Origin of the sequence: Paenarthrobacter sp., from assembly GCF_031180005.1 — a bacterium.
Lineage (GTDB): Bacteria > Actinomycetota > Actinomycetes > Actinomycetales > Micrococcaceae > Arthrobacter.
This window is the reverse complement of the sequence record NZ_JAPSHI010000005.1, coordinates 36824-49000: the sequence shown is the minus strand read 5'-3', so window position 1 is coordinate 49000 and position 12177 is coordinate 36824. Positions and strand designations below refer to the sequence as shown.

Annotated in this window: 13 protein-coding genes; 4 read left to right on the top strand and 9 right to left on the bottom strand. The window is 62.4% G+C overall.

Annotation, left to right across the window (positions count from 1 at the left end; genetic code table 11):
• Positions 1–156: 156 nt before the first annotated feature.
• On the top strand, positions 157–492 hold the full coding sequence (locus tag RIF72_RS05535; protein ID WP_309073857.1) for a hypothetical protein: 336 nt from the start codon (positions 157–159) through the stop codon (positions 490–492).
• Positions 493–588: 96 nt separating this feature from the next.
• On the opposite strand, the gene RIF72_RS05530 is transcribed toward RIF72_RS05535, so the two are convergent.
• Positions 589–1971: an HNH endonuclease gene (locus tag RIF72_RS05530; RefSeq protein ID WP_309073856.1), complete on the bottom strand. Its 1383-nt coding sequence runs from the start codon at positions 1969–1971 to the stop codon at positions 589–591.
• Between the two features lie 90 nt (positions 1972–2061).
• Positions 2062–2853, bottom strand: a complete 792-nt coding sequence (locus RIF72_RS05525) for a TspO/MBR family protein (protein WP_309073855.1) — start codon at positions 2851–2853, stop codon at positions 2062–2064.
• A 111-nt stretch (positions 2854–2964) separates the two neighbouring features.
• Here RIF72_RS05525 and RIF72_RS05520 point away from each other — a divergent pair, with 111 nt between their 5' ends.
• Positions 2965–3504: a MarR family transcriptional regulator gene (locus RIF72_RS05520; RefSeq protein WP_309073854.1), complete on the top strand. Its 540-nt coding sequence runs from the start codon at positions 2965–2967 to the stop codon at positions 3502–3504.
• On the opposite strand, the gene RIF72_RS05515 is transcribed toward RIF72_RS05520, so the two are convergent.
• The 6 genes from RIF72_RS05515 to idi are packed head-to-tail and all read right to left on the bottom strand — an operon-like array spanning position 3499 to position 9316.
• On the bottom strand, positions 3499–4698 hold the full coding sequence (locus RIF72_RS05515) for a prenyltransferase (RefSeq protein WP_309073853.1): 1200 nt from the start codon (positions 4696–4698) through the stop codon (positions 3499–3501). The two genes, RIF72_RS05520 and RIF72_RS05515, sit on opposite strands and share 6 nt — an antisense overlap.
• On the bottom strand, positions 4695–5045 hold the full coding sequence (locus RIF72_RS05510) for a lycopene cyclase domain-containing protein (RefSeq protein ID WP_309073852.1): 351 nt from the start codon (positions 5043–5045) through the stop codon (positions 4695–4697). The genes RIF72_RS05515 and RIF72_RS05510 overlap by 4 nt, the downstream gene beginning before the upstream one ends.
• The gene (gene crtI / locus RIF72_RS05505) at positions 5045–6697 is read right to left on the bottom strand and encodes a phytoene desaturase family protein (RefSeq protein WP_309073851.1); all 1653 of its coding nucleotides are present in this window, start codon (positions 6695–6697) and stop codon (positions 5045–5047) included. Before crtI ends, RIF72_RS05510 begins: the two co-directional genes overlap by 1 nt.
• Positions 6694–7629, bottom strand: a complete 936-nt coding sequence (locus RIF72_RS05500) for a squalene/phytoene synthase family protein (protein ID WP_309073850.1) — start codon at positions 7627–7629, stop codon at positions 6694–6696. Before RIF72_RS05500 ends, crtI begins: the two co-directional genes overlap by 4 nt.
• Complete coding sequence (locus tag RIF72_RS05495) at positions 7626–8765, bottom strand: polyprenyl synthetase family protein (RefSeq protein WP_309073849.1); 1140 nt, start codon at positions 8763–8765, stop codon at positions 7626–7628. Before RIF72_RS05495 ends, RIF72_RS05500 begins: the two co-directional genes overlap by 4 nt.
• Positions 8762–9316, bottom strand: coding sequence for an isopentenyl-diphosphate Delta-isomerase (gene idi / locus RIF72_RS05490; RefSeq protein WP_309073848.1), 555 nt, complete (start codon positions 9314–9316; stop codon positions 8762–8764). The genes RIF72_RS05495 and idi overlap by 4 nt, the downstream gene beginning before the upstream one ends.
• Positions 9317–9419: 103 nt before the next feature.
• Here idi and RIF72_RS05485 point away from each other — a divergent pair, with 103 nt between their 5' ends.
• On the top strand, positions 9420–10007 hold the full coding sequence (locus tag RIF72_RS05485; RefSeq protein ID WP_309073847.1) for a MarR family transcriptional regulator: 588 nt from the start codon (positions 9420–9422) through the stop codon (positions 10005–10007).
• A 22-nt stretch (positions 10008–10029) separates the two neighbouring features.
• On the opposite strand, the gene RIF72_RS05480 is transcribed toward RIF72_RS05485, so the two are convergent.
• Complete coding sequence (locus tag RIF72_RS05480) at positions 10030–10848, bottom strand: CPBP family intramembrane glutamic endopeptidase (protein ID WP_309073846.1); 819 nt, start codon at positions 10846–10848, stop codon at positions 10030–10032.
• A 174-nt stretch (positions 10849–11022) separates the two neighbouring features.
• On the opposite strand from RIF72_RS05480, the gene RIF72_RS05475 reads away from it, so the two are divergent.
• Positions 11023–12141 carry an EAL domain-containing protein gene (locus RIF72_RS05475; protein ID WP_309073845.1) on the top strand — a complete coding sequence of 373 codons (1119 nt, stop codon included), beginning with the start codon at positions 11023–11025 and terminating at the stop codon, positions 12139–12141.
• Positions 12142–12177 lie beyond the last annotated feature (36 nt).

Here is a 12177-nt window from a genome sequence, read left to right as displayed (position 1 = left end):
AAGCGGACCTCCCTGAAGAGTGCGAAGGAAGCCGACTGCGTGACTATGAAACTAGCTTACAGAATGTGAGTTATGTCATGTCAATCGTTACGCGAGTTAACCGCCGTCGTCGGCGTGCGCAGATTGCTGACTAACCCGGATTGCTAGGCTGGAGTCATGACCCGCCGCCTTGCCGCCCTGACCGCCGTCCCCCTATTGTTGCTGCTCGTTGGCTGCGGAGCCGTGGAGGAAACAGCTACAAGTGCAGCCAGCGACGCCGCGTCGAAGGTGGCGACGGCCGCCGCCGATGAAGTGACCAAGCAAGCCTGCGCTGTAGTCCAGGACGGCTTGGTCAGCGTTCAGGACAAGCAACTGCTTGCGGGCTTGGTCTCGGCCGCCGGTGCTGCAGGCGTTCCCGCTGAAATCACGACCCCGTTGAACCGGATCGCGGAAGCCGGAGACGAGGTCCCGGCCGAGTCGGTTCAGGCCCTCAAGGACGCCTGCGCACAGTAGCGGGGCCGGGTGTATGTCGTGAAGAGCACTTCGGCGGCAACGATACCCAGAATCAATGCCGGCATTTCCTACGAATCCAAGCTACTCTCAACAAGCTCAATCGCTTCTCCGGCCGATGGCTTCGCTGGGGCCTTTTGTTGGTCCAGCCTGATGTCCTGGTAGGGGCGGGGGTCTGGACCGGTAGCGGTGACCGCTGGGAGTGCGGACTTCAATGGTGTGCACATCTTCGGCAAGCGGCTTACTCTTCCAGCCGGGGTTTTCTTTGGTGTGGTTGCAGGCTTCGCACAGCCCTGCTGCGTTATTCAGGGTGGTGGTTCCGCCTGAGTGCCACGGGACGATGTGATCGATGTGCCTGATGGGCGCGTCGCAGTAAGGGGTGCGGCAGATGTCGTCGCGGATCTCTATAAAGCGTCTGAGTCGTGGTGGGAAGAGCCGGGCTTTAGAGTCCATGCTCAGGAGCTCGCCCGTGGCGGGTGCGGTGTAGAGCCGGCGAAGCCACACAGCGAGCTCTGTATCCGGTGTTGTCGAGTGATCCGGGCCGGTTTGGTCTTCACTAAGGAGTTCTCTGGCCCATTCTGCGGGGACGATTCCGTAGCCCTGAAGCCGGACTGGTTCGCTGTCGCCTTGGAAGAGGGTGCGGTCGGTCATGACGAGGTCCAGGTTGATCCCTGAAATCCCGCCGGGCGTGCCGGTGATGCGTTCGACCAGGGTGTCGGCCATGACCTGACCGCGGGATTCTGCGTCCCCTCTGGAACGGGCCGAATCAGCAGTCCGGCAGAGAGCCGCGTAAACAGCCACGCCTTGGGCCACGGGAAGCAGGGCGGTCAGGTACGTCATCGCGTCAGGAGCAGGGCGCAGGCTCACGGTCCGCTCGGCTGCGGCACGGCTGGCACGCCCGGCCACCGACCGGGGATCCCGGCGGTAGGCGGCGGCTTTGGCGGCGGCAGTGATTGCCCGATCACCTGCCCCGTCGAACGTTCCGGTATCTGCGGCGAGCTCCTCATCCACTGCACAGCGGTCCTCAACAGAGAGGCACGCGGTCTCTTTCACCAGCAGCGTGGCCCGCCATTCGTTCAACTGGCCCGATTCCAACGCAGCCATGGTGTGTGGCATCTCCGTCACCAACGCCTGCGCGAGTCCGAGCAAGCGCGAACCACGGTTGGGTGATTCCCGCCGGGCCAACGCGACCTGGGCACCCGACCCGCTGCCACGCTCGGACGCAGGAAGGCCGGCTGCTTCCTGCTCCCGGCACTGGGCGAGATCGAAAGCAACAGCCGCCCGGGCCTGCAGGGCCACAATCGCCGATTTCAGGTTCTCCAGCCCGCGGATTTGGTCGATCAGCCCGGCACTATCGGCGGCCAAGCGGACAGCGCTCAGGAGCGAGAGGACATCCGAAACCCGGGGCCCATCCGGAAAGCCCACCGGAGCGCGACGAAGCACGACTGCATCAATTGCCTCGCCCTCCCGCATTTGCTCCATGCCCCCACTCTTCCAGGCAGCAGAGAGCGCAATAAGACCGCAATCCTCCTATGTGGAAAACCAACCAGCCCTGAATCCAGCGGACAAGCGCTAGCGACCCGCCAGCACCGCCCGCGTCCGCACTGTGATTGCAGCACCAAGCACCAGGGCAGCAGCGACAGCCGCTGCGATCGCCGTCGGGAATGACTCGGGTGCGTCGACGCTGCGGCCGACCGTAATCCACACGAGGCCCCACGCGATGGCGGCTGCCAGGGCGAGGCGCCCGTGGCCCTTGATTGCCAAGGCAACGCCCACGACGGCAACCACCACCAGAACGGCGACGGACCAGATTTCGGGACGGAGCCCGAACCCCCCAAACCCAGAGGCTTTCAAGGCAGCAGCGATGTTGGCGCACACGGCCACGCTGGTCCAGCCCAAGTACAACCCCAGGGTTCCATCAACAACAACAGCCTCAACCCATGAGCCGGCCGGGCTCTGGCTGTAGCGCAGGAAAGCCAGCACAAGGGTCATCAGCAACGCCAGGATCACCAGGACGCTAAGCAAGAGCCAGCCAGCCTGCACGGACAAGATCCATGCCGCATTAAGGATCATGGATGTGGCAACTATCCAGCCCAGCGACCGCTGCCGGATACTGGAACGCTGGGACGGTAACCATTGCCATACTGTGAACGCGGCAAGTCCGGTGTAAACCACAGACCAGATGGAGAAAGCCGGGGTCGCGGGAGCCAAAAGGGTCGAATCGGCGGCCAAAGCGCCGCCAGCCGCCTGCGCGATAGGCGTCCCGCCGAAGACGCCAACGCCGATCATCGAGCCAACGATGCAGACCGCCAAGCTCACGGTGACCGTGATCTGCCGGATAAGGTCTGAGCTTTTGTTCGCCATATGCTGAGCCTCTTTCCTTGTGGGATGTGCGGTGTCATGCATTCACGAGGTACGTGACCTAGTATCAAAATGCTAGTGAAACGAGCTTTACGCTTATCGAAGGAATATGGGATGGACTCGGAAGGCCACGCAAAAGGCTATTGGTACGGGAAAGACCCAGGCCAGAAGGCCATAGCCATTGATGTCCTGAACGCCTTGCGGGATTACCGCGCCTCCGAGCAAGCGATGCGGCGCAGGACCCGCTCGTCCATGGGAATGGGCGAGAAGGATCTGCTGGCTCTGCGCTACCTCTTCGAAGCCGAGGCCGCGGGCAAAGTGATGAAGCCGAAGGATTTGGGCGACAAACTCGGTATAACGTCGGCGTCCATGACCACCCTGATCGACCGTTTGGTGGAGTCCGGCCACATACGCCGCGAACCCCACCCCACCGATCGTCGGGCGTTGATCCTGAAGGCCACTCCGGGTTCGGACCAGGAAGTGCGGCACACCTTGGGCGGAATGCACCGCCGGATGCTGGACGCAGCGTGCGCCTTGAGCCCTGACGAGTCGCAGGTGGTGGTGAACTTCCTGCAGCACATGCGCGAAGCACTGGACACGATCGATGAAGATCCTGCAAAACCTGAGGCCCCCGAACAGACACCGCCTTCATGACGTGAGGCTCCACTGCAGGATAAAAATGAGCGTCACCAGGAATCCTGAACCGTAGTTGAGCCAGATGAACCGTCGCCATGCCACATTGGTGCGTGCCGCCGTCGTATCCGTGACGTTCCAGTAAGGGGCGCAGTTGACGATGTACGGGATGGCTATGACAGCCGCGAGCGGCCCGGGCCAGGGCGTAGCGAGCATCGCGGCGCCGGCAACAAGCCAAAGTCCGACGGCGAGCCTCACCGTCCGGCGGCCACCGATGACGGTTGCTATGGAGCCAATGCCGGCTTGCCGGTCGGGTTCGATGTCCTGGACGGCGCCGAAGGCGTGTGCGGCCATTCCCCACAGGAAGAAAGCAGCAAGCAGGATGACCAGTCCGGACGTCACGTTGGCACCGGCTAAGGCCAAGCCGACGACGGCGGGGCTGACGAAGTGCGTGCTCGACGTCAGCGAGTCCAAGACGGGGCGTTCCTTGAAGCGAAGTCCGGCGACCGAGTAAGCCACCACTGCGAATGAACTTACGGCCAGGCTGAGCCATGCGGCAGGCCCACCTGCGAACGCCAGTACCAGTAGGAACGGAATGTTGGTGATCGCCGCGAGCCACAGCATGGGCCGGTGAAGATGAGGCTGGAGGAGCGCGCCTTCGATGCCGCCCTTGCGTGGATTCTTGAGATCCGATTCATAATCAAAGACGTCATTGATGCCGTACATGGCCAGGTTGTACGGGATCAGGAAGTAAAAGGTCCCCACGATCAACACCCAGTCGACTTCGCGGGTGGTCAAGAGCATGGCCGCGGCAAAGGGGTAGGCAGTGTTGATCCAACTGACCGGACGTGACGCCAGCAGGGCCTGGGGGACGAGGCCTTTGAGGTTGGATGAACTGGAGTCTTTACGCTTGCGCGTCAGCCACATCCACAGGCCAGGCAACGCCACGACACCCGCCAGCGGATAAGCGAAATCCTCGATGGGGGCCAAGCCAATTTTGACGCCGAGGATGTGCGAAGCGTCGTAGTGGAAGAGTTCCATGCCGATCATGACGGAATCGAAAACAGCTGTGAGGACGGCCAGGGCCGCGAACGCGAGTCCTACGGCTTTCCAATGCTTGCCAGCCTCTCCGCGCCAGGCGCCATGACGAGCGAAGAGCACGCCGGCAACGGCTGCCGCGGCGATGAAGGCGAGCGCGAGCCATAGATACGTCATACGTTCTCACGCTCCCGCTCTGCCAGCCTCAGGGAGATCCGATCAAGCAGCCGCCGCGCACCTGTGTACAGGACCATCGTGCACAGCACCAGGAAAATCAGGAACACGGGTTCTTCGATGGGCAGCTCCGGTGCGAGCAACAACCCGGTGGCGATGGTGCCTTCCCCGCGCAGGAAGATCCCCAACCGGATTCCGGCCAGGTCCCACGCGAGAAGGAACACGAGCCCGACGGCGGTCACGATTGCCGCTGCTTTGGCATCCCGCCAGAAGAACAGGCGGAAGCGGTGGTCGAGCAGGAGCATGCAGGTGATGCCCAGCAGCAACGAGACCAAGTAGAGAACGCCCATCAGCCAATCCTGCTAGCTACAGGCCTCACAGTGGTAGGGCCGGTGCTGTGATCGCCGCGGATTCGCTTCAACACCAGCTCGGCACTGATGAGGCACATGGGCACACCAACGCCCGGTGCAGTGGTGGCGCCCGCGTAGTAGAGGCCGCGAACACGTTTGGACGAGTTCTGGGCCCGGAACATCGCGCTTTGCCGGAGGGTGTGTGCGGGGCCAAGCATGCCGCCCCGCCAAGAGTTGTAGTCTCGTGCGAAGTCGGCCGGTCCGATGGTGTGCCGGACCACCACGCGTTCGCGGAGATCCGGAATGTTGGCCCACTGGGCGATCTGGTCGATTGCGGCGTCGGCAGTCCGCTCGATCAGCACATCGCCGCTGCCATCGGGTCCACCCGCTCCCAGGGATGGGTCGGCGGGGATGGGAACCAGGACGAAAAGGTTCTCGTGGTGCTGTGGTGCGACACTGGCGTCGGTAGCACTGGGTTTGCAAACGTAAATGGACGCGGGATCAGGAATGCTGGGTTCTTCACCGAAGATTGAGGTGAAGTTTGCCTCCCAATCCCGGGTGAAGAACAAGGAGTGGTGAGGGAGGTCCGGCAGCGAACCCTTCACCCCCAACATCACCAGCACAGCTCCGGGCCCACTGGTGCGGCTCTGCCAGTATTTTTTGTTGTAGCTCCGGTCCCTAACGCCCAAGAGCTGGGTTTCGGTGTGGTACAGGTCGGCGCCGGAGACCACTTGGTCGGCAACGCTGTAGTGCTCTGCCCCGGAGTTGTCGCGCCACTTAACGCCGGTGACTTCCCGGCTGTCCTTGCCGGTGAGGCCAGCGGGAAGGTTCAGGCCGTCAAAGCGCCCCAGTTTCTTGGTGTGCGTGGCTTCGCGGGTGGTGATCTTGAGGGCTTCCGCGCCCGTGTGGATCCTGACCCCGGCGTCGAGCGCCAGTGCTTCGAGGCGCTCCACGAGGGCCCAAAAGCCGCCCATTGGGTACTGCACGCCGTCACCTAAGTCCAGGGCGCTCATCAAGTGGTACATCGCTGGAGCCGAAGAAGGGCTGGTACCCAGGAAAACCGCCGGGTAGCCAAGAACCTGTCGGAGCACCGGATGCCGGAATCGCTGGGAAACGTATTTATCAAGGGGTGTCAGAAGCAGCTGCGCGAGCTTGGGAAGGCTGCGCACAACCTGCGGTTGAAGCAGCGCCTGGAGCTTGGTGAACGGGTTGTAGAGGAAGAACCTTTCAGCCATTTCCGTAGTGTGGCGCGCCGAAGCGAGGTAGGACCTGAGCTGCTTGGAGCTGCCGGGCTCAACTCGCTCGAAAGTCTCCAAAACCTGGTCGCTGCCAAACGGGACGGTCAGCGGCTCCGGCCGCACGCCGTCGTGGTTTGGTTCGCTGAAGATGCGGTACGCAGGGCTGAGCGTGCGAAGGTCCAACTGTTCGGCGGTGCTGGTGCCAAGCAGATTGAAGAAGTGGTCGAAGACGCCGGGCATCAGGTACCAGGAAGGGCCGGTATCCCAGCGGAACCCGTCCCGCTCGAGGCTCCCGGCACGGCCGCCCACCCGATCACGCTGTTCGAGGAGCTGGACCTCGTGTCCTTCGTGGGCGAGGAGTGCCGCAGTGGCAAGCCCGGCGATACCACCGCCGATCACTACTGTCCGGGTCATCGGTGCAACTCCATCCAAGTAGAGGCGACAGCGCGGGCGGCGAGCCCGGCTTTCACGGCATCCGGTACACGGACCCGGGAGCGATAGAGCTCGTCCACCGTGGTCTGTTCGATTCTGTCCGTGAGAGCTTGGAACAGTGCCAGCGCGCTCCGGACAGCGGCCCTGGCGTCGTGCGGAAGCATGGGGATGACGGCGTTGGCGTCGGCTAGCTGCGCCCGAATGGTGCTGACCCAGCCCATGCGGTCGCGGTCCTCGAGATGATCTGAGGTGCCAAGGTAGCTGCGGCCCAGCCGGGTGGTGTCGTCCGCAAGATCCCGGAGGAAATTGATGTTCTGGAAAGCAGCGCCCAACCTGCTTGCGCCGTGCTCCAAAGCCGCAGCGTCGCCGTCGTCGATGTTCTCATCCCGCATGAAGACGCGCAGGCACATCAGCCCCACCACTTCGGCGGAACCGTGGACGTAGCCGTCGTGGGCATCGGCGTCGAAACGGAGGGGCGTCGGCTGTGTTGGGACCGACGACGCATTTCGCTCAAGAAAGTAAGTGCGCTCGCCGAGGTCCATGCGCATGGAGTCAAAGAACGGGTCGATGAGCGAGTCGTCGATGCCGGCGGTTCGGGCCGTCTGGGCGAATGCGTGGATGATGAGGTCGCTGCTGTAGCCGAGTTTGACGGCCCTGTGCGTCTCGTCAATGAAGTGGGTGAGGGCGTCGCACTGTTCCTGGTAGCTCAGGCCGGCCTCCGCCGTTACGCCGTCCACGAGTTCGTCGGCAACCCGTACCAGGGCGTAGATGTTGCGGACGTGCTGGCGGTGTCTGGATCCCAGCAGCCTGCATGCCAAGCCGAACGACGTGGAGTATGCGGAGATGACCTGGTTGGCGGCTCGCTCGGCCGTCCGGGTGAAATGCGTAAACGAGGTGTCAGTTGTGACGCTCATGATTGCCGTCCTTCAAGCTGTCCCGCGAGGTCAAGCAGGACGTTGCGTACGCTTGCCGGGATGGTGGTGGTCAGCTGGCTGTTGAATGCCTGCATTTGTTCCTCGATAAGGCCTTGGACGAATGCCTCGGCCCCGCAATCGCTGAGATGCCGGCGGACATGCTCGCCGTCGCCGACGCTGAGCTCAGGCATTCCGAAGAAGGGCTCGATGTCCGGCCAAGCGTGCGTAGTCCGAGCATGGGCGATGATGGCCGTCTCCTTGCCCTCGCGGAGGTCAGAAAAGGGATCCTTGCCGTGGCGGCGAGGATCCCCGAAAGTTGACAGGAGGTCGTCTTGAAGTTGGAAGGCGAGCCCCAGGTGCCGGCCGGCCGTTGCGAGCGAATTCTCGACGGCGAAGTCGGCACCAGCCAGCGTGGCGGCGGCACGCAGCGGAAGCTCGAAGGTGTAAGTGGCTGTTTTGTAGCCGCACATCACCAGGATGGTCTGGAGGTCCGGGGCAATGACGCCGTCACCGAGGCCCACATCCAGTTGTTCGCCGGCCACTGTCTCGTTGATGGTGTGTTCCAGGAGATCGAGGAGCCGCAGGCGAAGCTCGTGAGGGAGGTTCGCCCGGGCAAAGGACTGGTGCGTAGCCGCGAGGAGCATGTCGCCCATGAGTATTCCGCAGGTTTGGGCCCAGTGGAGGGGGCTCCCGGCGTGAATTCCATGAGCGCCGTCAGCGCCGTCACGTCCGTCCGTACGGGCGCTTGTGGAGGCTTCCGCGAGGAGGGAGCCGATCAGGTTGGGGTGCCCGCGTCGGACGAGGTCGCCGTCGATCACGTCATCGTGCAGCAGGAAGGCGTAGTGCAGGAGCTCAACGGCGGCGGCGATACTGATAGCGTTCTCGCGCTGTCGTGAGTCTGCAGAGCCGTACTGTTGATGCTGCTGGCAGAGTGCGTCGTACGTTTCCATGAGCAGCAGTGGCCGGACGAACTTGCCACCGAGGACGTTCTGGCCGGCGAGCGCCCACAGCCTGGCGAAGTCCGGGCCATAGGCGGTCGCTGCGCTGGCCCGCTTGCCGATCAGTCCGCTCAGTTCGTTTTCGATCGCGGTGCAGAGATCAGTGCGGCCACGTATGGCGCTTGAGGTGATGGTCATGCTTCGGCTCCAGCTTGGAGTGGCAACACTTTTGCCTCGAGGAGTTCCGGGAATTGAAGCCCGAGCCAAGGGCTGAAGGCGGAAGGCGTGTGTTCCAGAGCGTCGGCCAGCAGTGCGGGTGAGATCCACGCCCAGTCTGCAACCTCTGCGGGATTCGGCCTCAATACCCCGGTAATGCGGGCTATATACACTGGGCAGATTTCGTTTTCCACTATTCCCGACGGGTCTACCGCCCTGTATCGGAAGTGGGGAAGGACCAGTTCGACTCTGTTGGCGTCCACCCCGAGTTCGAACTGGGCGCGTCTCAGGACCGCATCCTCGGACTCTTCACCGGGGCCCGGGTGTCCGCAGAAGCTGTTGGTCCACACTCCGGGCCACGTTTTCTTCTCGGGTGAACGCCGGGTCAGGAGAACTTCTCCGTCGTCGTTGAGCAGGTAGCAGGAAAAGGCGAGGTGGAGGGGTGTGTCCAGTGTGTGGACTCCGGCCTTGGGAGCCTCGCCAATGGGCGCCCCGGAGTCATCAAGGAGGACCACCATCTCTGTCGCGTTCATGTTGCGCCTTCCTCCACACCCTGTTTCTGCCGGAAACCTGAATATTGCTAGACAAGCTAGAAGAAAGGCTACCATGTAGGAAGTTAGGTGTAACATACCAAACATGTCCAGTCCTGAAGAGATACCCGAAGAAGCCGGGACCCCGGTTTCCGCTGGAATCTATGACTTGGACGCCAACGATCCTCACCAGGAACTGGTGGATCGCTCCGACCTCTCCGAAGCGGATATCCAGCAAATAAGTAACCTCATGGCCGCGCTGGGAAGATTGCGCGAGGCCGAACAACGTCTCTCCGACGCCTCGCTTCGGTACATGAAACTCAACCGGTCGGACATGAGCGCCCTGCACTATCTGATTGTCTGCGCCAACCATGGAGTGATTGCCACGCCCGGTGCGATAGCCTCCCGGCTCAATATTTCGACGGCGTCAACCACCAAGCTGCTCGACCGGTTGGAGCGCGCAGGCCACGTCACTCGAGGCGCCCACCCCTCCGACCGCCGTGCGCTCGCCATCGCGATCACACCTGAAACGCACGAGGCCGCAATGAGGACCGTGGGGCGGCAGCAGGCCAAACGGTTCCTAGCGGCGGCCAGGCTGAGCCCTCCCGAGCGGGAATCGGTGATTCGGTTCCTTGATGACATGGCGCAGGAGATCGAAGTTGCAGATGAAGCGTGGGCCGGTTCGGGAGCTTAGGCCTGCAGGCAGTGGGATGCGACTAATACAGGAAGATCGGCAGCCAGTCCCGGTTGTGCGCGTGGACCAAAGCCAGGAACAAGACGAGGTCGAAGAGCAGGTGCACCGACACCACGTACGTGAATGACTTGGTGAGCTTGAACGTGTAGCCCTGCAGCAAAGCGAACGGGAACGTCAAGAGCGGCCCCCATGACTGGTAGCCGATCTCCCACAGGAATGACGAGAACACCACCGCCTGCAGGAGGTTGGCCAGCCAGTCCGGAAAATGTTGCCTGAGCAGCGTGAATGTGGTGCAGATGAAAAACAGTTCATCCCAGATGCCCACGGCGTTGACGCCAAGGAAGAGCCGCCAGAAGATATCGGGATCGGAAGCGTCCGGCCAATTTTGGTAAACACCGGTTCTGATCAGGTACACCGGCAGGATGAAATATCCCAGCGCGACCACGCCTATCAGATACAGCTTCGCCGCCAAGGGCCACTTGCGGCCGGTGTTCACGGGAAATTTGATGATGTCTTCGCGGTATACGAATCGCGACACCAGCCATGGCACCAGCACAGCCAGTGCCAGGGCGCCGCCCATGAGGGCCATGTGCTCTGTGCTCAGGTCGGCGTTCAGCGGTACCAAGCTGAAGATGGTCATACCTGCCGCGATCAACGCGAGGTGTCGCATCAGTCGGTGGTCGATGAAAGCCGCGGTGGCCACGCTCGCCACCAGCAGGCCATAGCCGAGCAGCTCATTGCCTATCGCAAAGAGCGGCACGCCGGACAAGGAAAGCAACGCCGCCGGCAGCAGCTTCCAACTGAGTGCAGTGCGCGGTGATTCCGTTGAAATGGATGTCACCCCTCCAGCATGTCAGGGCTTGCCGTCAGATAACACGTTTTCCCTCGTCAGGAGTCATCGCGGTGTCTCAAGCACTCCGATTCCTCTGTAAGATTCGTGACAAGGCCCACATGTTTTTGGTGGAGCCAAGGCATGGCTGGCTTAGCCAGTGGGGGACACACAAAGGAATAATTAATGGCTCAAGACGCGGGCTCTTTCAAACCGGAAAGCGGCAGCTCACCGAAGGGTGACGCCGCTGCGGCCGATGACGCTGTTGCGGCGCCGGCAAGCGAAGACATGACCATGCGCGAACAAGTGCTGGACATCATCGAATCCATCCTTGCCGACAGTGATGCCCGGAGCGAAGGCGCGAGGAACAACCTTCGCGCGTTGATTGAGGCGCGTCCCGACGACCCTGAGCGTGCCCTGCTGGAGCACTTGCTCGAGACCCGCAAGACGCCCGGCTCAGCGGCCAAGGTCCCGGTCCGGCGTGAGCCTGCAAGCCTGCACTTGGAGTCCGCGGACACAGCCCGGACTGTATCGGTTCCCGTCAGCCACGAAGTCCGCGAAGGCATCCAGTCGATCCTGGCGGACAAGCTCTTGCTGACAGCTTTCCAGCCGGTCCATGCACTGCCTGGCGGCGAGGTGGTGGGCGTGGAGGCGCTGACCAGGTTCGTCGGCGAGGATGGAGCCGGAGCAGATGTGTGGTTCAGCGAGGCTGCTGCAGCCGGTCTGGGCACGGAACTCGAAATTGCCGCGCTGCACTGCGCCCTGACGGCCGCGCACGATGTCCCGAACAACATGTCCGTGGCGCTGAACCTCACCCCTGCAACGTCCAGCGATCCCCGGGTGCGGAACCTTCTGGCTGCAGCAGCACTCGCCCCGGACAGGATCATTGTTGAATTGACGGGCAGCCTGGAATCCGTGGAAGGGCAGACAGGGGACGACGGCCTGGGTCCGCTGCGAACGCTGGGCCTTCGGCTGGCCATCAGTGCATCCGGAGCGGCTTTGGTCTCCATGGAACGGATCGAACAGCTGCGCCCCGACATCATCAAGCTGGACCGCCACTTGATTGAGGGAATCGAAAACAGTGACGGTCAGAAAATCCGAGCCAGGGCAATCGTGGAACTTGCGCGGGAGATCGGGGCGGACATCATTGCAGAAGGCATCGAAACCGCCGCCGAACTTGATGAAGTCACCGCGCTCAAGGTCACAGCAGCGCAAGGTTACCTCTTGGGCCGCCCCTCAGTTCACCCGTTGGATTGGTCCGCATGGAGCATACGGGCACAGACGGAAGCCCAGCCCACGGGCTAAGCAACTGCCGGGCATTTGGGTGACTCGCGTAAAGTA

Coding starts and splice junctions, on each gene's coding strand:
- RIF72_RS05535 (WP_309073857.1), top strand. CDS start 157: ATGACCCGCCGCCTTGCCGCCCTGACCGCCGTCCCCCTATTGTTGCTG.
- RIF72_RS05530 (WP_309073856.1), bottom strand. CDS start 1,971: ATGGAGCAAATGCGGGAGGGCGAGGCAATTGATGCAGTCGTGCTTCGT.
- RIF72_RS05525 (WP_309073855.1), bottom strand. CDS start 2,853: ATGGCGAACAAAAGCTCAGACCTTATCCGGCAGATCACGGTCACCGTG.
- RIF72_RS05520 (WP_309073854.1), top strand. CDS start 2,965: ATGGACTCGGAAGGCCACGCAAAAGGCTATTGGTACGGGAAAGACCCA.
- RIF72_RS05515 (WP_309073853.1), bottom strand. CDS start 4,698: ATGACGTATCTATGGCTCGCGCTCGCCTTCATCGCCGCGGCAGCCGTT.
- RIF72_RS05510 (WP_309073852.1), bottom strand. CDS start 5,045: ATGGGCGTTCTCTACTTGGTCTCGTTGCTGCTGGGCATCACCTGCATG.
- crtI (WP_309073851.1), bottom strand. CDS start 6,697: ATGACCCGGACAGTAGTGATCGGCGGTGGTATCGCCGGGCTTGCCACT.
- RIF72_RS05500 (WP_309073850.1), bottom strand. CDS start 7,629: ATGAGCGTCACAACTGACACCTCGTTTACGCATTTCACCCGGACGGCC.
- RIF72_RS05495 (WP_309073849.1), bottom strand. CDS start 8,765: ATGACCATCACCTCAAGCGCCATACGTGGCCGCACTGATCTCTGCACC.
- idi (WP_309073848.1), bottom strand. CDS start 9,316: ATGAACGCGACAGAGATGGTGGTCCTCCTTGATGACTCCGGGGCGCCC.
- RIF72_RS05485 (WP_309073847.1), top strand. CDS start 9,420: ATGTCCAGTCCTGAAGAGATACCCGAAGAAGCCGGGACCCCGGTTTCC.
- RIF72_RS05475 (WP_309073845.1), top strand. CDS start 11,023: ATGGCTCAAGACGCGGGCTCTTTCAAACCGGAAAGCGGCAGCTCACCG.